This window comes from Actinomadura sp. NPDC049753, from assembly GCF_040674655.1.
Lineage (GTDB): Bacteria > Actinomycetota > Actinomycetes > Streptosporangiales > Streptosporangiaceae > Spirillospora > Spirillospora verrucosospora.
This window is the reverse complement of the sequence record NZ_JBFARL010000065.1, coordinates 16207-37662: the sequence shown is the minus strand read 5'-3', so window position 1 is coordinate 37662 and position 21456 is coordinate 16207. Positions and strand designations below refer to the sequence as shown.

The window sequence follows — 21456 nt, the reverse complement described above, 5'->3', positions numbered from 1 at the left end:
GATATAGGCGCGGACGAAGTCCTCGGCGTTCTCTTCCAGCACCTCGTCTATTTCGTCCAGGATCGAGTCCACGTCGTCGAACCGCCCGGCCCCCGTCCTGCCACCGGTGAATGCGACTGACGCGCGGACTCCCCTCCTCGCAGCCCGCCGGCACCGCCGTAACCCGGTTCCCACCTTCCACAGCGCCCGCGTCCTACGGCATGTCACACATGTCAGCGCCGTGCTGGTCCACCTGGGACGACACCGCACGACCACCCTTGAGGGACCAGTTCCGGCCGCCGTCACGGCGTCGCGCGAGCCGCAGAAGCGGCGGCGGTGGCGATCACCGGTCATGCGCTTCGCGGCCGCGCCCGGCACCGAGCGCCGGCCGGCCGAGCCGCGCGCGGCCGCGCGGAGAGCCGCCGTGCGCGTCCGCCGCCAAAAAGGGCCGGACTTTTCTGCGCGCCGGTGCGTAGCCCGGCGGGGCGCGGCGGGCGTTAGATCACGCTATGAAGATCGCCGTGCGGGCGGCGATGATCGTGGCGCTCCTCGCGACGCTCATCGCCCACCCCCTGCCCGCCGGAGCGTCCGAGGACGCCCCGGGAACGTCGGAGCACACCATTCCCATGGGCGACTGGAACCGTCCCTACCTGCTGCACGTCCCGCCCGGACGCGAGGCCGGGGCGCCGCTGCCGCTCATCGTCGCGCTGCACGGCGGCCTGAACGACGCCGAGTACGTCCGCAGGCAGAGCGGGCTCGACGGGGTCGCCGACCGCCACGGCTACGCCGTCGCCTACCCCGACGGGCTCCTCGGCACCTGGAACGCCGGGGCCTGCTGCTGGTTCGCCCGCTGGACCGGCGTCGACGACGTCGCGTTCCTCGACAAGCTCATCGACACGCTGGTGCGGCAGGGCGTCGCCGACCCCCGCCGCGTCTTCGTGACCGGTTTCTCCAACGGCGGCGGCATGGCGTACCGGTACGCGTGCGAACGGTCGGACAGGATCGCCGGGATCGCCGTGGTGTCCGGCGCGCTCGCGATCGGCTGCACGCCCGGGAAGCCGGTGTCGGTGCTGGCCTTCCACGGGACGTGGGACCCGTCCGTCCCCTATGACGGCGGCGGGAACATGGACGCGGACGTCCATTTCCCCTTCATCCCCGTCAAGTTCCTCATGGAGTTCTGGAGATGGGTGGACAAGCTGCCCGCGCTCTCCCGGCCGGTGCCGGACGGGCCGGACGACTGCGTCGGCACGGGCCCGGGCCCCGTCGTCGTCGCGCTGTGCACCAGGCAGCGCGGCGGCCACGAATGGCCGGATTACGCCAGCGAGCTCATGGCCAGGTTCTTCGCGGGCAGGCCGTCCCTTCCGAAGACCTGACCTCCGTTCAATTCAAGTCGCGCCGCCACAAAGCGCTAAACTCTCCCCACTTACGAGTAATGGGGAGCAATGCAGGAAATCGGCTTGGCAGAGGCAGTCAAAGCGATCCGCGACGACCTGGCGCGGGCTCAGCTTGAGGGCGCCGAGGAGGAGATCCGCTTCAGCGTGGGGCCGGTCGAGGTCGAGTTCGAGGTCGCCGTGGTCCGGGAGGGCGGCGCCAACGGCAAGGTGAAGGTCTGGGTGGTCGAGGTCGGCGCCTCGGGCAAGCTCGCACAGACCACCACGCACCGGGTGGCGGTCACGCTCAATCCGCATGTCGACGGCAAGCCGATCGAGGTGGGTGACCGGCTCCGCAAGCCCGGCCGGTGATCCCTGACGAACCACGCTGGCGCACCGTCGAGGTGCTCGTCGGGGAGGGCGAGGAGGGCTACGGCACCGGCTACCGGATCTCCGCGGGCCTGGTGCTCACCTGCCGGCACGTGGTGGCCGCCACCGGGCCGGTGACGGTCCGGCTCGCCACGCCGGACGAATCGGTCTCCGTCGCCGCCGAGCGGGTCTGGACCGCCGAGGGCGCCGAGGTCGACCTGGCGCTGCTGCGGGTGGCGGACGGCTCGCTGCCCGCGGTGGCCCCCGCGGTGCTGGCGGACGTCGACCCCTGGAGCACCGGGCGCGCCCGGTTCGTCTCGTGGGGGTTCCCCGCCTCCCACGACCGCGAGAGCGAGTTCGGCGGCGTCCGCGACGTCGACCAGGTGGACGGCGACGTCCTCCTCGGCGCCAACGTCAAGACGGGGCTGCTCGACCTGCACCGCGACGACGCCCCGCTGCGCGCGGGCCGCCGCTACCGGGGCCTGTCCGGCGGCCCCGTCCTGGTCGGCGGCAAGCTGGTCGGGGTCGTGCGCTGGGCCGAGCCCGACGGGCCGCTGACCGCCTCCCGCGTCTTCAGCGCCGCCGGACCGCACCGGCCGCGGACCGCCGGCGAGTTCGTCGAGCCCCCGCCGAGCCGGGAGAGGCTGAACGCGCTCCTCGACGGCGCGGGCGTGCGGCTGGACCCGGGGCACGCGGGGCCGTCGGCGCCCCTGCGCCGGTCCCGGTACTGGTCGACCATCACCAAGCTGCGGGCCCGCTGCCCCGACCCCGCCGACCGGGACGCCGAGCTCGGCCGGCTCCAGGAGTTCGCCACGAGCGGCACGCCCTACCTGTGGCTGGTGGGCGAGCCGTGGGCCGGCAAGACGACGCTCGCCGCCGCCTTCGCCGGGGACCCCGCCCCCGACGTCGTCACGGTCGCGTTCTTCGTGTCCCGGTCGGCCGGGTCGCGGCTGGCCGACTACCGGGCCGCGCTGGCCGACCAGCTGGCCCCGCTGGTCGGCGAGACGCCGACACCCGGCGTCGTGCCGACCGCGTTCGACCTGGACGACCTGTGGCAGCGCGCGGTCGAGCGGGTCACCGCCGACGGCCGCCATCTCATGCTCATCGTGGACGGGCTCGACGAGGACGACCACGTGCGGCACCGCGAGAGCAGCATCGCGGCCCAGCTCCCCGAGTACGTGCCGCCCGGCAGCCATGTGCTGGTGACCAGCAGGCACTTCCCCGAGGTGCCCGCCGACGTTCCGGACGGCCATCCGCTGCGCGGGTGCGAGCGCCGCACGCTCGCCGCGAACGAGGCCTCGCGGGCCTCGCGCAACGCCGCCGAGCGCGACCTGCAGCAGCACCTTCGCGAGCGGACGAGCCGCGAGGTGCTCGGGCTGCTGGCGGCGTCCGGCGGCGGGCTGGCCGACGAGGACATCGCCCGGCTCACCGGCCTGGACCTCTACGACGTCCGGGAACTGGTCGAGCAGACCATCGCCCGCCTGGTCGAGCGCCGGGAGGACGACGGCGGGGGCCGCTACTCCTTCGCCCACGACCTGATCCGGGAGACCACCACCGAGCGCCTCGGCGCCGAGGCGATGGCGGGCTTCTGGGCGCGGGTGCTCGACTGGGCCGAGACCTACCGGGCCGGCGGCTGGCCCGCCGACACCCCCCTGTACCTCCTGGACCGGTTCCCGCAGGCGCTGGCCGACGACGGGGACCTGGAGCGCCTGCTGCGGCTCAACGAGCCCGACCGCTGGAGCCGCCTGCTGGAGCGGACGGGGACGGTGGAGCCGGCCGTGCTGACGCTGACCGACTCGATCCGGTTGCTCCTCGCGGCGGACTCGCCCGACCTCGCCGTGGTCTACGTGCTGGCCCTGTGGCGCGACCAGCTGCGCCTGCCCGTCCGCGTCCACCCCGAGGTCATCGCGGTGGCCTGGACCGAGCTCGGCGAGCTGGAGCGCGCCGAGCGGATGGCCCGCGACATCACCGTCGCCTCGATCAAGGCCAACATCCTGGTCTCCATGGCGGAGGCGGCGGGCCGGGCGGGCGCCGAGACCGAGGCGGCGCTGTGGCTCCAGGAGGCGGAGCTGCTGGCGGGCGGCATCCTGAGCGGGGTGCGCAGGGCCCGGACCCTGGTTCGGATCGCGCTGGCCCTCGGCCCCGGCTTCACCCGCGCCGAGACCCTCCTGGACGAGGCCACCCGGCTTTTCACCTCCGTGGTGCCGTCCCGGCACCGGCGCCGGGAGCTGATGACGGACATGGCCTGCGGCGCCGCCCGCGCCGGGCTGTGCGACTCGGTGGAGCGGATCGCCCGGTCGTTCGCCGACCGCAAGTACCAGTGGCCGATCATCGCGGCCGCCGCCCGCGCCGCCGCCGAGCAGGGTCTGCGGGAGGACGCCGAGCGCCTCGCGGGGCTCCTGGGGCCCGACGACCTGCGGTGGGACACGTTCGCCGAGCTCGTGCGGCTGCTGGCCGACCGGGGCGAGTTCGCGGCGGCGCTGGAGCTGGCGGGGACGTCGGTCAACGGGGCGCGTGCGCTCTCCCGGGCGCTCGGCGGCATCCTGCGGGCGCGGGCGCTGCGCGGCGAGCGGGCCGCCGCGCGGGCGGTGCTCGCGACCGCGATCGAGACGGTCACGGCCAAGGGCGGCGCGTCCCGCCAGGCGGCCCTCGGGGAGCTGCTCACCTCCGTCGTGGAGGCGGGGCTGCTCGACGAGGCCGAGAGGCTCCTGGTGCTGCTGGAAGGCCATCGCCGGGCGCTCGGCGCGGCCCGCACCGCGGTCGGCGCCCTCGACGCCGGCGACCCGGACACCGCGGTCCGGCTGATGAGGACGGCCTCCGACCTCGCCGGGATCCAGCCGCGGCGGCAGTGGGCGCCTCTGGTCGAGGCGGCCCCCGGCGCCGCGGCGGAGGGCGACCTGGAATCGGCGCGCGGCCTGCTGACCCTCGCGCTGACCGTGGCCGAGGGGACGTCCCCCAAGGCGGCGCGGGCGGTCAACCTGCTGATCAAGTCTCATGTCGCCGAGCTCCAGGGTGCCTCCGGCGTGCTGGAGGCGGGCATCGACGCGGCGCTGCGCCTCCCCTCCCAGCAGGACCTGCCGGCGGAGACGGCGAGGATCGCCGCCGAGCTCGGCCTCACGGGGGCGGCCGTGCGCGCGGCGGTCTTCGTCGTCGACGTGCACGAGCGCAACACCCTGCTCGGGACGATCGCGGAGCGGGCCGCGCGGGACGGCCGCCTGGAGGTCGTCCACCGCGCGCTGGCGGGCATGAGCCGCACCCGCAAGCAGCTGTTCGCGAGCGTCAACGCCGCCGAGGAACTGGCCGAGGCCGGCCGGATCGGCGACGCCGAAGACCTGGTCGGCCGGGTCCGGAACGGCTTCCGCCGGGCCACCGGCCTGGCCCGGCTCGCCCGGATCGTCGCGGCCCGGGGCGACCGCGACCAGGCCGTCTCCTACCTCCTGGCGGCCGAGCAGCTCGCGCCCGCGGGCTCGGTGCGGCACCTGACCCGGTTCGAGATCACGGCCGCCGCCGTGGCGGCGGCACGGCGGGGCCGCTACGGGGAGGCGGAACGGATCGCCGCCGTCGTCGACAGCCCCCGGCGGCAGGCCTCGGCGCTGGCCGAACTCGCCGAGACCGCCTACGGCGCGGGGGCCTACCCCCGCGTGGCGCGGTTCCTGAGCGCCGCCGAGGAGCTGCTCGGCGACATGGACGACGACTCCCGCGACGCCGTCGCGACGGAGCTGGCGGCGGCCGCGGCCCGGGTCACCGACCTGGACGCGGCGCGGCGGCTGGTCGCGCTCGTCTCGGATCCGGCCATGAGGCTGTCCGCGCTGACCGAGGTCGCGCGCGCCGCCCACGGCTTCGGGAACGCCGCCGCGGCGGGGCGGCTGCTGGCCGAGGCGGAGAAGCGGCTCGCCGGGTTCGACGCCGACTCCAGCGAGGGCGTGGCGACCGAGCTGGCGGCGGCGGCCGTGGAGATCGGCGACCTGGAGCTGGCGGAGCGGCTCGCGACCGGCCTGGCCGATCCGCGGCTGCGGGTGGAGGCCCTGCTGGCGGTCTGCCGGGCGAGCAACGAGCGGCTGCGGGCCCTGCGCCGCCGGGTCGTCCGCGAGGCGCGCGGGGTGCGCAACATGCGGATCCGCGGCGAGCTGATCGGCTCCCTGGCCGCCGCCGTCGCGGCCACGGGCAACGCGAACCTGGCGGGCAGGACGATGGACGACGCCGAGACGGCCGTCCGGACCATCGCGATCACCAATGCCGAGCCGCGGTGCCGCGGGCTCGTGGAACTGGCCCTGCTCGCCGACACGATCGGCGACGCCGGGCGCGCGCGGCGCCTGCTGCGCGAGGCCGAGCAGCTCGCCGCCACCTACGTGGACGAGCAGCGCCACCAGCGGGCCCTGTCGCACATCGCCGGCGCCGCCGCGCAGCTCGGGCTGCTGGACGAGGCGGAGCGGGTGACGGAGATCATGCGGGCGTCGCGGCTGCCGTTCCCCGCCTGGTCCACCATGACGGCCGTCGCGGAGCGGGCCGCGGCCCTGGGCGACACCGGCCGCGCCGTCCGGCTCATCGAGGGGGCGCTGCGGATCGCCCGCGGCGTGCGCGATCCCAAGGTCCGCGGCGCGACCTTCGCCGGCGTCGCCGCCGCCGCGCTGCGGGCGGGACTGCCCGAGCATGCCCGGAGCATCCTGGAGGAGGAACCGCAGCACTACCACCGGCAGAGCCCGATCCTGCGGGACATCGCGCTGGCCACCGCGGCGGCGGGACGGCTGCCGGAGGCCGAGCGGATGGTCGCCCAGATCCGGTCGCCCGCCCGCCGCCGGGAGGCGTTCGAGGGCGTCATCGCCCACCTGGTGGAGCACGGCGACCGCGCCGAGGCCGAGCGCCTCATCGTCCAGGGCATCCGGGAGGACGGCTGGCTGCCGCCCCCCGCCGTCATGATGGCGGCCCTGCCGGAGGTGGTCCCGCCGCTCGGCAACGTCCTGCCCCGCATGGCCGCCTTCGAGGAGGCGGCCAGGGCCGAGCGGGCGTGACCGCCGGCGGGTCAGGGCGTCTCGGCGGCCAGGCTCCGCGGGCGGATGTCCTTCCAGTTGTCCATGACGTACCCGATGCAGCCGGACCGGGACTCGGGGCCGTGGACCGCCGTCCAGCCGGCGGGGACGTCGGCGAACGCCGGCCACAGGGAGTGCTGGCCCTCGGCGTTGGCGAGGACCAGGAACGTGCCGTCGGGGTCGTCGAACGGGTTGGTCGTCATGCTCTTCCCTTCCTCTAGACGCCGGGGGTGACGCGGGCGGACCGCCGCGCCATGGACCGCACGATCTCCCCGGTGCGCACGGCGGTCATGGACAGCAGCGAGGAGGCGATCCCGTGGCTGTGCTCGGTCGCCCCCTGCAGGTAGACGCCCCATTCGGGGCCGGGCTCGGTGGCGATGCGGTAGTCGCGCTCGACGACCGGGCGCCCGTCCGGGCCGGTGCGGCAGTGCGCGCCCGCCTCGCCGAGCAGGTCGAACGGGTCGCGTTCGCGGTACCCGGTGGCGTAGACGACGGCGTCGGCGTCCAGGTCGGCGACCTCGCCGGTCGGCAGGAACGCGACCCGGACGCGCGTCCCGCCGGAGCCGCCGTCGGCGACGTCCAGGACGCGGGAGACGTTGAGGATGCGCAGCCGCTCGGCGCCCGCGACCTTCTCGGCGTAGGCGCGCCGGTACAGCTCGTCGATGAGGTCGAGGTCCACCACGGAGTAGTTGGTGTTGCGCGAGTACTCGAACAGCATGCGCTTCACGTCGCCGGGCGCGGCGTAGTAGTGGTCGACGGCCTCGGGGTCGAAGATGCGGTTGGCGAACGCGCTGTCGTCGGCGGGCGAGTACCCGTACCGCGCGAAGACCGCGCACACCTCGGCGCCGGTGAACGTGCGGTGCAGGTACTCGACGGCCTCGGCGGCGCTCTGCCCGGCGCCGACCACGACGATGCGGCGCGGGTCCCAGTCGCCGCGCTCGGCGAGCCGGGTGAGCAGGTCCTCGGTGTGCCAGATCCTCTCCCCCGCCTGGACGCCCTCCGGCAGGACGGGTTCGAGCCCCGCGCCGATCACGACGTTGCGGGTGAGGTGCGTCTCCAGTTCGTCGCCGCGGCGGACGACGACCTCCAGGACCTCGTCGTCGTGCGGGCGGAGCGCGACGACCTCCGTCCCGTAGCGGACGCGGTCCTCGAACGCGGCGGCGGCCCATTCGAGGTAGTCATGGAACTCCAGCCGCGTCGGGAACATCGTCTTGTGGTTGACGAAGTCGACCAGGCGGCCCCGGGCGTGCAGGTAGGCCAGGAACGAGTACGGGCTCGCGGGGTTCCGCAGCGACGCCAGGTCCTTGAGGAAGTGGACCTGCATGGTGGCGCCGTCGATCAGCATGCCGCGGTGCCAGCCGAACCCGGGCTGCTTCTCGAAGAACACCGCGTCCGCGCCGCCGTGCTCCTCCTCCAGCGCGACGGCGAGCGCCAGGTTGGACGGGCCGAACCCGATGCCGACGACGTCGCGGACGGGGGTGTGCATGCGCTCCTCCGGCATCAGGCGGGCCCGGCCGCGCTCGCGGCCTTGGCGATCTGCGGGACGACCTGGTCGATCACGTAGGGGACGGCGAGCGGGGTGGGGGTGCGCAGCGGCCAGAACGACTTCAGGTCCAGCGCCACGTAGGAGCCGCGCCTGACGGCGCCGAGGCCGGCGAACAGCTTGTTGCCCTCGATCTTCTTCTGCGTGGCGGGGTCGTCGTTGTAGTGGCTGAGCAGGACGTCCACGTCCAGGACGGAGACCTTCTCCATGCTCAGCTCGGCGGCGAACCCGTCGCCGGGCAGCTTCCTCAGCGACTCGGGGAGCGTCATGCCGAACTGCTGGAGCAGCTTCACGCTCGTGTCGTCGCCGGACTTCATCACGCCGATGTTGCCGTTGGGGAAGACGCTGGTGAACGCGAACTCCTTGCCGGCCAGCCCGGGGTGTTTCGCCTTCACCCCCGCGATCTTCGTCTCGACGTCGGCGACGAGTTCGCGGCCGTCCTCGGGGCGGCCGATCGCGGCGGCGACCTGCTGGGTGATCTGCTGCCAGGAGTCTTCGGCGGGGCCGTTCTGGTAGGCGAGCGTCGGCGCGAGCTTGGAGAGCTTGTCGTACTCCTTGTCGATGGCGAAGTCGCCGGCGGCGAGGATCAGGTCGGGCCGCAGCGCGGCGACCTCCTCCAGGTTGAAGCCCGCCTCGCCCGCCTTGAGCAGCTTCGGCCTGCCCCCGGTGAGCTTCGGCGCGCTCCAGGGGGTCAGGCCGTCGGGCTGGACGCCGGTGAGCTCGGCCATGCCGACGGGGGTGACGCCGAGGGCGAGCAGCGCGTCCTGGTCGACCTCGCCGAGCGCGACGATCCGCTTCGGCGCGGACTTCACCGTCGCGGAGCCGAGCTTGTGGGCGACGGTGACCGGGAACGCCCCGGCCGCGCCGCCGGAGCCGCCGGAGGCGCCGGCCGGCTCGTCGTCGCCGCAGGCGGCGGTCGCGGCGAGTCCCAGGACGAGCGCGGCGGCGGCGGTCAGGCGCCGCATCGTGGTGCGCATAGCGGACCTTCCATGGTTGGGGGCGGAAGCCAGGGAGTGTTGATCAAAGTGTTGATCAGGGATATTAGGTTAGCCTTACCTAACTAAGCAATGCCCGGACGGGTATGAGCCGCCTCACTCCCGCAGTGCAGTTCCACTACTGCCGGCCGTCGCGCTCCCGCCCGCGGGCGTGAGCCGGGCGAGCAGGCCCGCCACGGTGGGCGCGGCCATCAGGGTCGAGATCCTCAGGTCCGCGCAGCCGGGCTCCCGCCGGACGCGCCGCACCAGCCTCATCGCGAGCAGCGAGTGCCCGCCGAGGTCGAAGAAGTCGTCGTCCGGGCCGACCTCGGGGACCCCGAGCTCCTCGGCGAAGATCCGGCACAGGGCCGCCTCCCGGTCGTCGTCCCGGCGCGCCGCCTCCGGGGGCGCCTCGGCGGTCACGGCGCGGGCGGTCAGGACGGCCGGCAGCGCGCCGACCCTGACGCCGGGATCGTCGGCGACGGCCGCGAGCAGCGCGATCAGGCCGTCCGCCAGCGCGGCGACCGTGGCGCGGTCGAACAGGTCGGCGGAGTAGTCGACGACGAGCCGGAGCCCGTCAGGGCCCTCCCGGAAGATGAAGTCCAGGTCGAACTTCGCGGCGCCCGGCCCGAACAGCGCCTCCCGCTGCTCCAGGCCGGGGAACCGCACGTCGCCGACACCCTGGTTCTCGTAGCCGACCATCACCTGGAACAGCGGGTTGCGGCCCGGCACGCGGCGCGGGCGCAGCGCCTCCACGACCGCCTCGAACGGCAGGTCCTGGTGGGCGAGCCCGGCGAGGACGGCCTCCCGGACGCGGGCGAGCAGCTCCGCGAACGCCGGGTCGCCGGACACGTCGGCGCGCAGGACGAGGGTGTTCACGAAGAAGCCGACGAGGTCCCGCGCGGCCTCCTCGGTGCGTCCCGCGACGGGGCTGCCGAGGGGGATGTCGTCGCCCGCGCCCGTGCGGTGCAGCAGCGCGGCCACGGCGGCCTGGCAGACCATGAACATGCTGGCGTTCGCGTCCCGGGCGACGCGCCCGAGCCGGCCGGTGAGGCCGGGCGGGAGGTCTGCGGTCAGGGTGCCGCCGCGCTGCCCGACGGTGCCGGGGCGCGGCCGGTCCACCGGCAGCGGGATCTCCTCGGGCAGGTCCGCCAGGGCCCGCGCCCAGTGGTCGAGCTGCCGGGCGTGGACGCTGCCGGGGTCGGACGGGTCGCCGAGCAGCTCCCGCTGCCACAGGGCGTGGTCGGCGTACTGGACGGGCGGCGGCTCCCAGACCGGCTCCTTGCCTTCAAGCCGCGCCGCGTACGCCTCCGCCACGTCGCGGGCGAACGGCCCGAACGACCATTCGTCGAACGCGATGTGGTGGAAGACGGCGAGCAGCAGGTGCTCCCGCTCGCCCTCCGGGAAGACCGCGACCCGCAGGGGGATCTGCTCGGCGAGGTCGAACGGTCGGGCGATGACGTCCTCGGGCGCGCAGGTCGCCGTCTCCAGGACGGGCCGCGCCTCGTCCGCGCCGAGGATCCGCTGGCAGGGCACCCCTCCGTGCTCGGCGAAGACCGTCCGGAGGCTCTCGTGGCGGGCGGTGACGTCGCCGATCGCCGCCTCCAGGGCCGCGAGGTCGAGGTCGCCCCGGAGGCGGACCGCGAGCGGCAGATGGTAGGCGTCGCGGGGCCCGTCGTCCTCGCGGAGCATCTGGTCGAGCATCCACAGGCGCCGCTGGGCGGACGACAGCGGCACGCGCTCGGGCCGCTCCCGCGGTTCCAGGACGGGCCGGGCCCGCGCCTCGGCGCCGCGGTGCAGCCGCCCGGCCAGTTCCGCGACGGTCGGCGCCTCGAACAGGTCGCGGATGGCGAGCTCGGCGCCGAGCACCGCCCGCGCCCTGCCGACGAGCCTCGTCGCGAGCAGCGAGTGGCCGCCGAGGTCGAAGAAGTCGTCGTCGATCCCGGCGCCGGGCGCGTCCAGGACCTCGGCGAACAGCGTGCACAGCAGGCGCTCGACGGGCGTGCGCGGCGCCCGGCCCGTGCGGCGCGCGCCGTCCCGCCCGGGATCGGGCAGGGCGCGCCGGTCGAGCTTGCCGTTCACCGTGAGCGGCAGCGCGTCCAGCGTCATGATCGCGCTCGGCACCATGTATCCGGGCAGGCGCGCCTTGAGGCTCTCGCGGACCCGCGCGGCCAGCACGCCGTGGTCGCGCGCGGCGACCGGATCGTTCGCGTACGAGGCGGGCGCGCGTCCCGGCTCGGCGGGCGGGCACGCCGCTCCCCCGCCGAACACGGCGTCGTAGCGGCCGGGCCGGTCGGACGGCGTGAGCACGACGTCCGGGAACAGCGCGTGCAGCGTCTCGGGTTCGATCCCCTCCGGGGCCGAGGCCAGCGCCGCGCGCGCCTCGTCCGCCGAGGCCCCTTCGCGCAGCGCCCGCAGCGCCGCGACCTCGCCTGACGACCTCGGGTCGGGGATGCCCCGGACCCGCAGCGGCCCCGCGGGCCTGTCGCGGAGGTCGTCGAGGGTGGTCCAGTCGACGGCCGGGGTCGGCGGAGCCGGGGCCGCGTCCTTGTGCAGGACGACGTCGTAGCGGTGGCGGGTCAGTTCGTTGTGGTGGGCGCCGCGCTTGACGAGGACGTCCACGCGGGCCGGGCCGTCCAGCGCGGCGAAGAACGCCGGGTCGAGGAGGAGTTCCTTCTCCAGGCGGACGGCGCGCTCGATCGCGTCCAGATCGCCGCCGCCGCGTCCGAGCTGGACCGCGGCGTGCAGGCAACGGACCGTGCGCAGGTCGCGGACGTCCCCGACGAAGAGCGCGCCGCCCGGGGCGAGCAGGCGCATCGCCTTGGCGACGACGTCCTCCAGGTAGGCGGCGCCGGGGAAGTACTGCACCACCGAGTTGATCACGATGGTGTCGAAGTGCCCTTCGGGCAGGCCGCCGGTGTCGTGGGCGGGCCGGCAGCTGAGACGGACGGGCGAACCGGGGCGGACGGCCCGCCAGTCCCGGGACGCGGGCTCAGCGGCGCCGCCGCCGAGGTCCGCGCGGAGCTTGGCGATGACCGGCTCGGAGAAGTCGGTGCCCCAGTACTCCTCGCTGCCGGGCGCGAGGCGGGTGAGGAGGAGGCCGGCGCCGACGCCTATCTCCAGGACGCGGCGGGGGCCGAGCGCGCGGATGCGCTCGACGGTGGTCTCGCGCCACTCGCGCATGTCGTCCAGCGGGATGGGGGCGCCGTCGTAGCTGCTGTCCCAGCCCGCGAACTCCTCGGCGTGCACGACCGTGCCGACCTCGGTGTACTCGGTGTCGTAGATCTGCCGCCACTCGGCGAGCTGCTCTTCGGCGGCGCCGTCGCGGGAGCCGTCCGGGACGACGTAGCCGACGAGGCGCTTCACACCGGGGACGTCCGTCTCGGCCGCGACGACGGCGGCCTGGCCGACGCCGGGCTCGGCGGCGAGCGCGGTCTCGATCTCCGCCGGCTCGACCCGGTAGCCGCGGATCTTCACCTGGTCGTCGGTGCGGCCGAGGAAGTCGATGTTCCCGTCGTCGCGGACGCGCACGAGGTCGCCCGTCCGGTACATGCGGGATCCGGGCGGGCCGGCCGGGTCGGCGACGAAGCGCTCGGCGGTCAGGTCGGCGCGGCCGAGGTAGCCGCGCGCCAGCCCGGCGCCCGCGATGTAGAGCTCGCCGGGCGCGCCCGGCGGGACGGGCCGCAGCCAGGCGTCCAGGACGTACCCGCGGGTGTTCCAGATCGGCTTGCCGACGGTCGGTGTCGCGCTGTCCCCGGTCCCGCCGCCGAGGGTGTTGATCGTGTACTCGGTCGGGCCGTAGAGGTTGTAGCCGAGGACGCCGTCGGCGCGCGCGAGCCGCTCCCACACCGACGCCGGGACGGCCTCGCCGCCGAGGAGGACGAGGGGCGGCCGGTGCCCGCCGTCGAGGAGTCCCTCTTCCAGGAGCTGCTGGGCGTAGGTCGGCGTCACGTTGATGACGTCGATCTCGTGTTGCCGCAGGTAGGCGGTGAGGGCCTGGGCGTCGCGGCGGAGGTCCTCGTCGCAGACGTGCACCTCGTGGCCTTCGATGAGCCAGAGCAGCTCCTCCCACGACATGTCGAAGGAGAAGGAGACGGTGTGGGCGATGCGGAGGCGGCGCCCCGCCGACGCGACCACCGGGTCGAAGATGTTCGCGCGGTGGTTGAACTGCATGTTGGTGAGGCCGCGGTAGGGCGTCACCACGCCCTTGGGCCGCCCGGTGGAGCCCGACGTGTAGATGACGTAGGCGGGGTGGTCGAGCCTGCGGGGCGTGCCGGGCGCGAAGCCGGGGACCTCGTCCGGTTCCAGGTCGTGGCCGGGCTGTGCGGCGAGGGCCTGGGCGGTCGCCGGGTCGTCCAGCGCGAGGGTGGCCCCGGAGTGGGCGAGTCCGGCGGCGATGTCGCGGTGCGAGACGAGGCAGACCGGCGCCGCGTCCCGGAGCATGTAGTCGAGCCGGTCGGCCGGGTAGTCGAGTTCCAGCGGCAGGTAGGCGGCGCCCGTTCGCAGGACGGCGAACAGGGCGACGACCATCCGCGCCGAGCGCGGCAGGGCGAGCGCGACGACCTTCTCGGGACCGGCGCCGTTGGCCAGCAGGAGCCGCGCGAGCCGGTTCACCTCGGCGTTCAGCTCGCCGTAGGTGAGGCGGACGTCCGGGAGGGACACGAGCGCGGGGTCGCCGGGCCGCTCGGCCGCGCGCTCGGCGAGCAGTTCCGCGACCGTCAGCTCGGGCACGGGGTGCCGCGCCTCGTCCCACCCGCGCCGGAGCCGGTCGTGCTCCTGCGGGAGGAGGAGGTCGAGCCGGTGGCACGAGGTCTCGGGCGCTTCGGCGAGCCGGCTCAGGACCTGGACGTAGCGGTCGGTGACGCGTCCGGCCTCCTCCTCGGTGAACGCGTCGCCCCGGTACATGACGCGCAGACCGGCGTCCGGCTCGACGACCATGGTGATCGGGTAGTGGGTGGCGTCGCGGACCTCGCGCCCGAGGACCCGCAGGTCGCCGTCCGGGCCGAAGGCGCGGTCGGTCGGCATGCCCGGGAAGTTCTGGAAGACGAACAGCGTGTCGAAGAGGGTGCCGAGGCCGGTGGCGCGCTGGACGTCGGCCAGCGCGACGAAGGAGTGGTCGAACAGCTCGGACTGCGCGGTCTGGACCCGGTCGAGCACGGTGGCGAGGGCATCCGCCGGGCCCGCCTGCACGCGGACGGGGACGGTGTTGAACAGCAGGCCGACCATCGACTCGACGCCGTCCACGTCGGGGTGGCGTCCGGAGACCGAGGCGCCGAAGACGACGTCGTCGCGTCCGGTCAGGCCCATGAGGACCAGGCCCCACGCGCTCTGGAAGAGGGTTCCGGGCGTGACGCCCCGCTCCCGTGCGACCTCGTCCAGGCGCTCGGCGAGGCCGGCGGGCAGCGCGCGGTGCACCTCTCCGGCGCCCGCGAGGTCGGCGGGCGCGTCGACCAGGCCCGGCCGGACGAGGGCGGGCTCGTCGAAGCCGTCGAGCGCGCGGCGCCAGGCGTCCGCGGCGGCGGTCCTGTCGCGGCCGTTCACCCAGTCGAGGAACGCGCGGAAGGGCGGGACGGGGCGGCGGGCCTCGGCGGCGGCGTCGGTGTAGGCGCCGAGCAGCGAGGTGACGAGCAGGCCGCCGGACCAGCCGTCCAGCAGGATCAGCTCGGAGGTGAGGACCAGCCGGTGGTCGTCCTCGGCCAGGCGGGCGAGGGCGAACCGGATCAGCGGCGGCGCGGCGGGGTCGAACGGCGCGGCGCGCTGGGCGTCGACGAACGCCTCCAGGTCCTGCGGGGCCACGTCGGCGTGCGTCCACGGGGTCTCGAAGTCGTCCGGGACGAACTGGACCGCGCGGTCGCCGTCGGTCCGGAACCCGGCGCGGAGATTCGGGAACTTCTCCAGCGTGGCGCGCACCGCCCGCGCCATCCGCTCGGGGTCGACCGGGCCGGACAGCGTCACCACGGCCTGCTGGACGTAGATGTCGCGGTCCTCACCGGCCAGCATCAGGTGGTAGAGCAGGCCCTCCTGGAGCGGCGAGAGCGGAAGCCCACCGGCCGGGTCCGCCGTTCGGGCGGCCTCCCCGTCCTCGGCGGGCGCGGCGGCCCGGGCGAGGGCCTCGACGGTCCGCAGCCGGAAGACGTCCCGGACGGTGAACGACAGGCCGGCGCGGCGTGCGCGGGCGACGAGGAGCGCCGCGCTGATGCTGTCGCCTCCGGTGCGGAAGAAGTCGTCGTCGGCGCCCACGGAGTCGCGGCCGAGGACGGTCGCGGCGAGGCGGGCGAGGACGCGTTCGGGCTCGCCGGCCGGGGCCCGCCCGCCCGCCGGGCGTCCGGGGTCGGGAAGGGCGCGCCGGTCGACCTTCCCGTTCGGGTTGAGGGGGAGCTCGTCCAGGACGACCAGTTCGGCGGGGACGAGATAGTCGGGCAGCAGCGCTCGCAGCGCGGTGTCGAGCGCCTCCGGTTCGACGTCGCCCGTGACGTAGCCGACGAGGCGGGATCCGTGCGCGGCGACGGCGGCGCGCCGCACCCCGGGCCGGGCGGCGAGCGCGGACTCCACCTCCCCCGGCTCGATCCGGAAGCCGCGGATCTTGAGCTGCTCGTCGGCGCGGCCGAGGAAGTCCAGCCCGCCGTCCGGGCGGCGCCGGACGCGGTCCCCGGTGCGGTAGAGGCGGGAGCCGGGCGGGCCGAACGGGTTCGCGACGAAGCGCTCGGCCGTGCGCGCGGGGTCGCCGAGGTATCCGCGCGCCAGGCCGTCGCCCGCGAGGTACAGCTCCCCGACGGGCACTTCGCGGAGCGCGGCGTCCAGGACGTGAGCGCGGGTGTTGGCGATGGGCCGCAGCCCGCCCGCCTCGGCGATGAGGCTGTCCCCGGCGGCCTCCGAGCATCCGTACAGGTTGACCAGCCGTCCCGGGACCTGGTCGGCGAGCGCGCCGGGGAGCGCCTCGCCGCTGCTGATCCAGGTGGTGACCGAGGGCGGCAGGCCGTTGTCCGCGAGGACCGCCAGCAGGCTCGGGACGAGCGTGACGAGGCCGACGCCGTGGCGGTCGACGAAGTCGGCGAGCGCGACGGCGTCGGCGGCCGTCTCGGCGTCGGCGATGACGACCGTGTCGCCCGCGGCCAGGCCGCCGAGCAGTTCGGTCGTCCCGTCGATGAACGCGGGCGAGCTCTTGGCGGCGCGGATGCCGGGCGCGGCGAGGCCGGCGCCCCAGGCGAGGCGGTTGGCGAGGGCGCGCTGGGTGCCGGCGACGGCCTTGGGCGTCCCGGTGGAGCCGGAGGTGAAGACGACGTAGGACGTGTGGTCGGGGTGGACGTCCGGGCGTTCGCGGCGGGGTGCGTCCCGCGGCGGCTCGTCGCGTCCGAGCACCAGCAGCGGCCGGACGGCGTCGAGCATCGCGGCGATGCGGGCGGGCGGGTACGACAGGTCGATCGGCAGGTAGGCGGCCCCCGTCTTGAGCACCGCGTACAGGGCGACGGCGAACTCGTCGGAGCGGGGCAGCGCGAGCGCCACGACCTGCTCGGGGCCCGCCCCGGCGGCGGCGAGGCGGTCGGCGAGCGCCTCGGCGCGGCGGTCGAGGTCGGCGTAGGTGAGAGCGGCGTCGCCGAAGACCACGGCGGTCCTGTGCGGGGTCCGCTCCACCTGCGCCTCGATGAGCCCGGCGACCGTCCGGACCGGGAACTCCCGTGCGGTGTCGGGGTGCTCGACGGGCGCGCCGAGGGTGGACAGCCGCCGGCCGGGGTCCGCGGTGACCTGGGCCAGCAGCGCGCCGAGGTCGTCCATCAGCCGCTCGACGGTCGAAGCGTCGAACAGGTCGGCGGCGAACGCGGCGAACCCCTCGACCTCGTCGTCGCCCTCCGCGAAGTACAGGTCGAGGTCGAACTTCACGCCGCCGGTCTCCGGCAGGAACGGCTCGGCGCGCACGCCGGGCAGCGCGAGCCGCACGTCCTCCAGCCTCCGGTGGACGATCATCACCTGGAACAGGGGGCTGCGGGCGAGGGAGCGTTCGGGCGCGAGCCGCTCGACGACCCGCTCGAAGGGGACGTCGGCGCGGGAGAACGCGGCGAGGTCGGCGGCCCGGACGCGCCGGAGCAGCTCGGCGAAGGTCGGATCGCCGGACAGGTCGGTGCGCAGCACCAGCGGGTTGACGAAGACGCCGACCAGGTCGGTGAGGTCCTCGTCGGCGCGCCCGGCGATCGGGGAGCCGAGGGCGACGTCGTCGCCCGCGCCGGACCGCTGGAGCAGCGCGACGACGGCGGCGTGCAGCACCATGAACACGCTGGCGCCGGTGTCGCGCGCGAGGCGCCGCGCCCCCTCCGCCGGAAGCCGGAACGACACCAGTCCGCCGCGGCGGCTCGCCTCGGCCGGGCGGGGCCGGTCGAACGGCAGGACCGTCTCCTCGGGCAGCCCGGAGAGCGTGTCCGCCCAGAAGTCGAGCTGCGGCGCCGTGCCGGGGGCCGCTTCGCGCTGCCAGGCCGCGTAGTCGGCGTACTGGACGGGCAGCGGCTCCCAGCCGGGGGCCCGTCCGTCCCGGCGGGCCTCGTAGGCGCGGGCGAGGTCGGCCAGCAGCGGCGTGAACGACCATTCGTCCGCGGCGGCGTGGTGCAGGAGGAGGATCAGCGACCATTCGGCGTCGCCCGTCCGGACGAGGGTGCCGCGGACGGGGAGGTCGCGTCCGATGTCGAAGACGTGCGCGGTGGCGGCCTTCTCGATGGCCGCGCGCCCTTCCGGCGTCTCGTCCCGCGCGTCGACGACGGCGAGGCCGACGGGGACGTCCGGGTCGAGGACGCGCTGGACGGGCAGGCCGTCCGGTCCCTCGACGAGGAGCGTGCGCAGCGCCTCGTGGCGGGCCACGACATCGGCGAACGCGCGGTCGAGGGCGTCCTCGTCGACCGGGCCGTGCAGGCGGATCCCGAGCGGCAGCGCGTAGGACGCCGACGGGCCGCGGAGCCGCTCCTCCAGCCACAGGCCGCGCTGCGCCGCCGACGCGGGCACGATCTCGGGCCGCGCGACGTCGCGGACGCGGACGGCGCCGGTCGCGACCAGGCGGGGCGCGAGCGCGGCGACGGTCGGCGCCTCGAACACGTCCGCGATCGACGGCTCCGCGCCGAGGACGGTCCGGGCCCTGGCCGCGAGGCGCGCCGCCAGCAGCGAGTGCCCGCCGAGCGCGAAGAAGTCGTCGTCGATGCCGACGCCCTCGACGCCGAGCAACTCGGCGAAGATCGCGCAGAGGGCGGCCTCGCGGGCGTCGCGCGGCGCCCGTCCCGACACCTCGGCCTCGGGCGCGGGCAGCGCGGCGCGGTCGAGCTTGCCGTTGACCGTGCGGGGCAGTTCCTCCAGGGCGATCAGGGCGGACGGCACCATGTACTCGGGCAGCGCCTTGGCGAGCGCGTCGCGCAGGGCTGCTTCGTCCGGTCCCTCGGCGGGGACGTAGTAGCCGACCAGCCGGGGATCGCCCGGGCGGTCTTCGCGGACGACGACCGCGGCCTGTGCGACACCAGGCTGCGCGGCGAGCACGGCCTGCGCCTCGGCGGGCTCGATCCGGAATCCGCGGATCTTCACCTGGTCGTCGGTGCGGCCGAGGTACTCGATGGACCCGTCGCGGGCGCGCCGCGCGAGGTCGCCCGTCCGGTACATGCGGGATCCGGGCGGGCCGGACGGGTCGGCTACGAAGCGCTCCGCGGTGAGGTCGGGGCGCCCGACGTAGCCGCGGGCGAGTTGCGCGCCCGCCAGGTACAGCTCGCCGGGGACGCCCGGCGGGACGGGGCGGAGGGCGGCGTCCAGGATGTGGGCGCGGGTGTTCCAGAAGGGGGTGCCGATCCCGGCCGCGGGAAGGTCCGCGGACGTCGCCCAGATCGTCGCCTCGGTCGGCCCGTACATGTCGGTCGCGAGCGACGCCGACTCCGCGAGCGACGCGGCGAGGGCCTGCGGCAGCGCCTCACCGCCGACCAGGACGCGCAGGCCCTTCAACGCCTGCGGGTCGAGCGTGCCGAGCAGCGACGGGGTGCCCTGGACGATGGTCGCGTCCGCCAGGAGCCCGGCGAGGGCGGCCGGGTCGCGGACCGTGTCGCGGCCGGCGAGGACGACCGTCGCGCCGCTGATCAGCGGGACGAACAGCTCCAGGGCGGCGATGTCGAACGCGACGGTCGTGACGGCGACGAGCCGGTCGCCGGTGCCGAAGCCCAGCCGAGCACGGGTGGTGAGCAGGAAGTTCGTGAGCGCGCCGTGCGGGATCGCCACCCCCTTGGGGCGGCCGGTGGAGCCGGAGGTGTAGATGACGTAGGCGAGGTCGTCCGGACGCGGAGGCGCTGTGCGGGTGTTTCCGCCGTCGCGGAGATTGGTGCCGAGCACCAGGAGTTCGGTGGCTTCGGGGAGCAGCGGCGCGGTGTCGTGGGTGACGATCGCGCAGAGCGGCCCGGCGTCGTCCAGCATGTAGGCGAGCCGGTCGGCGGGATGGTCGAGGTCCAGCGGCAGGTAGGCGGCGCCCGCCTTCAGGACCCCGAGGAGGGCGACGACGAGATCGGGCGTGCGCGGCAGCGCGAGCGCGACGACGCTGTCCGGCCCGGCGCCCCGGGCGCGCAGCTCGGCGGCCAGCGCGGACGCCCGCTCGTCCAGCCCGGCGTAGGTGAGGGCGGCGTCGCCCGCCTCGATCGCCGTGGCGTCCGGAGTACGGGCCGCCTGCTCTTCGAACAGGGCGACGACGTCGGCCGCGGGCAGGGCGCGGCCGGTGGCGTTCGCCTCACCGATCAGGGCGCGCTCGTCCGCGCTCATGACCTCCAGCGCGCCGATGGGCCGGTCGGGGTCCGCCAGCGCGTCGCGGAGAAGCATCTCCAGGTGGGCCAGCAGCGCGTCGATGCGCTCGTCGTCGAACAGCTCGCGCCGGAACGTCGCCTCGACCGTCATCCCCTGCGGCCGGACGAACGCCTCCAGCGACAGGTCGAAGTGCGTGGTGCCGTTGTGGACGTGCGTCCAGCTCGACGCGATGCCGGGCAGGTCCAGCTCGCCGATCTCCTGGGCGAGGAACAGCAGCATCGTGTCGAAGAACGCCGAGCGCCCCCGTCCGCGCGCGGGCCTCAGCTCCTGGACGAGCCTGTCGTACGGCATCGCCTGGTGCGCGAAGGCCTCGGTGACCGTGCGGCCCACCCGGCGCAGCGCCTCCCGGAACGTCGGCGTCCCGCTCAGGTCGGCGCGCAGCACGAGCGTGTTGCCGAAGTTTCCGACGAGCCGCTCGACCTCGGCGTGCTCGCGGTTCATCACCGACGACCCGATCGCCACGTCCGCCGAGCCGGTGTAGCGGTGCAGCAGGACCGCGTACGCGGCCGTCATCACCATGTACGGGGTGAGGTTCTCCTCGGCGGCGAGCCTGCGCATGCCCTCGGTCACGTCGTCGTCGAAGCGGCGCGCCCGCCGTCCGCCGCGCTCGGACACGACCGCGCTCCGCGGACGGTCCGCGGGCAGGTCGAGCGGGGCCGGGGGCGGATCGAGGCGTTCCCGCCAGTACGCGAGATCGTCCTCGGCGACGGGCCGGCCCTGCTCCCACTCGGCGTAGTCGGCGTACTGGACGTCCAGCGAGGGCAGCCCGGCCGGGGCCCCGGTGACGGCCGCGCGGTAGAGCGCGGAGAGGTCGCGCGAGAGCGAACCCCAGGTCATGCCGTCCCAGGCGATGTGATGCACCACGAGCACCAGTGCGTGCTCGTGTTCACCGAGCCGCAGCAGTTCCAGCCGGATCGGCCGCTCGGCCCGCAGGTCGAAGGGGAGCGCCGCCAGCTCCGCCGCCCGCGCCCCGGCGTCCGCGCACCGGACCGGCGGCAGGTCGAGCGAGTCGTCCTCCGTGACGATCTGCACCGCCCGCTGGTCGGGGCCCTCCGCATAGACGGTGCGGAGGACGGCGTGGCGCCGGACCAGCGCCCGCAGGGCCTCGCGGAGTGCTCCGGCGTCGAGCGGGCCGGACATGCGGACGAGCAGGCAGACGTTGTAGGCGGGGCTGTCCGGGAAGGCGCGGTGGTGCAGCCACATGCTCTGCTGCGCGTGGGACAGGGGGGCCGGTCCGTCCGATCCCCGGGGGGCGAGCCGGGCGGTGTCCGCGCCCAGCCCGGCCTCGGCCATCATCCGCCGCATCAGTTCGCGCCGCCGCGCCGCCGTCGTCTGCTCCACGCTCAACTCTTCCGTCGTCGGGCTTCGCCACCGCGGGTTAGGTTAGCCTT

The 21456-nt window shown here is 75.2% G+C and carries 7 protein-coding genes and 1 pseudogene; 3 read left to right on the top strand and 5 right to left on the bottom strand.

The genetic code is table 11. The features are described 5' to 3' along the window. Positions 1-78 (bottom strand): annotated as a pseudogene (locus tag AB0K37_RS18750) (ubiquitin-like protein Pup); the annotation flags it as partial. Between the two features lie 410 nt (positions 79-488). On the opposite strand from AB0K37_RS18750, the gene AB0K37_RS18745 reads away from it, so the two are divergent. From AB0K37_RS18745 to AB0K37_RS18735, 3 genes are all read left to right on the top strand, one after another. Next, positions 489-1352, top strand: a complete 864-nt coding sequence (locus tag AB0K37_RS18745) for a PHB depolymerase family esterase (RefSeq protein ID WP_363982330.1) — start codon at positions 489-491, stop codon at positions 1350-1352. Between the two features lie 69 nt (positions 1353-1421). Beyond that, positions 1422-1721, top strand: coding sequence for a trypco2 family protein (locus AB0K37_RS18740; protein WP_363982327.1), 300 nt, complete (start codon positions 1422-1424; stop codon positions 1719-1721). After that, positions 1718-6727, top strand: coding sequence for a trypsin-like peptidase domain-containing protein (locus tag AB0K37_RS18735; protein ID WP_363982324.1), 5010 nt, complete (start codon positions 1718-1720; stop codon positions 6725-6727). Before AB0K37_RS18740 ends, AB0K37_RS18735 begins: the two co-directional genes overlap by 4 nt. Before the next feature lie 11 nt (positions 6728-6738). Here AB0K37_RS18735 and AB0K37_RS18730 read toward each other — a convergent pair whose 3' ends face one another. From AB0K37_RS18730 to AB0K37_RS18715, 4 genes are all read right to left on the bottom strand, one after another. After that, positions 6739-6948: an MbtH family protein gene (locus AB0K37_RS18730; protein ID WP_363982322.1), complete on the bottom strand. Its 210-nt coding sequence runs from the start codon at positions 6946-6948 to the stop codon at positions 6739-6741. A 14-nt stretch (positions 6949-6962) separates the two neighbouring features. Further along, on the bottom strand, positions 6963-8231 hold the full coding sequence (locus AB0K37_RS18725) for a lysine N(6)-hydroxylase/L-ornithine N(5)-oxygenase family protein (RefSeq protein ID WP_363982319.1): 1269 nt from the start codon (positions 8229-8231) through the stop codon (positions 6963-6965). Positions 8232-8245: 14 nt separating this feature from the next. After that, entirely contained in the window at positions 8246-9265 is a 1020-nt protein-coding gene (locus AB0K37_RS18720) for an iron-siderophore ABC transporter substrate-binding protein (RefSeq protein ID WP_363982316.1), read from the bottom strand. A 114-nt stretch (positions 9266-9379) separates the two neighbouring features. After that, positions 9380-21406, bottom strand: a complete 12027-nt coding sequence (locus tag AB0K37_RS18715; RefSeq protein ID WP_363982313.1) for an amino acid adenylation domain-containing protein — start codon at positions 21404-21406, stop codon at positions 9380-9382. Positions 21407-21456: the final 50 nt, after the last annotated feature.

What these genes read in the sequence shown, in the direction of transcription:
- AB0K37_RS18720 (WP_363982316.1), bottom strand. Translation starts at nt 9,265, where the DNA reads ATGCGCACCACGATGCGGCGCCTGACCGCCGCCGCCGCGCTCGTCCTG.
- AB0K37_RS18725 (WP_363982319.1), bottom strand. Translation starts at nt 8,231, where the DNA reads ATGCACACCCCCGTCCGCGACGTCGTCGGCATCGGGTTCGGCCCGTCC.
- AB0K37_RS18745 (WP_363982330.1), top strand. Translation starts at nt 489, where the DNA reads ATGAAGATCGCCGTGCGGGCGGCGATGATCGTGGCGCTCCTCGCGACG.
- AB0K37_RS18730 (WP_363982322.1), bottom strand. Translation starts at nt 6,948, where the DNA reads ATGACGACCAACCCGTTCGACGACCCCGACGGCACGTTCCTGGTCCTC.
- AB0K37_RS18740 (WP_363982327.1), top strand. Translation starts at nt 1,422, where the DNA reads ATGCAGGAAATCGGCTTGGCAGAGGCAGTCAAAGCGATCCGCGACGAC.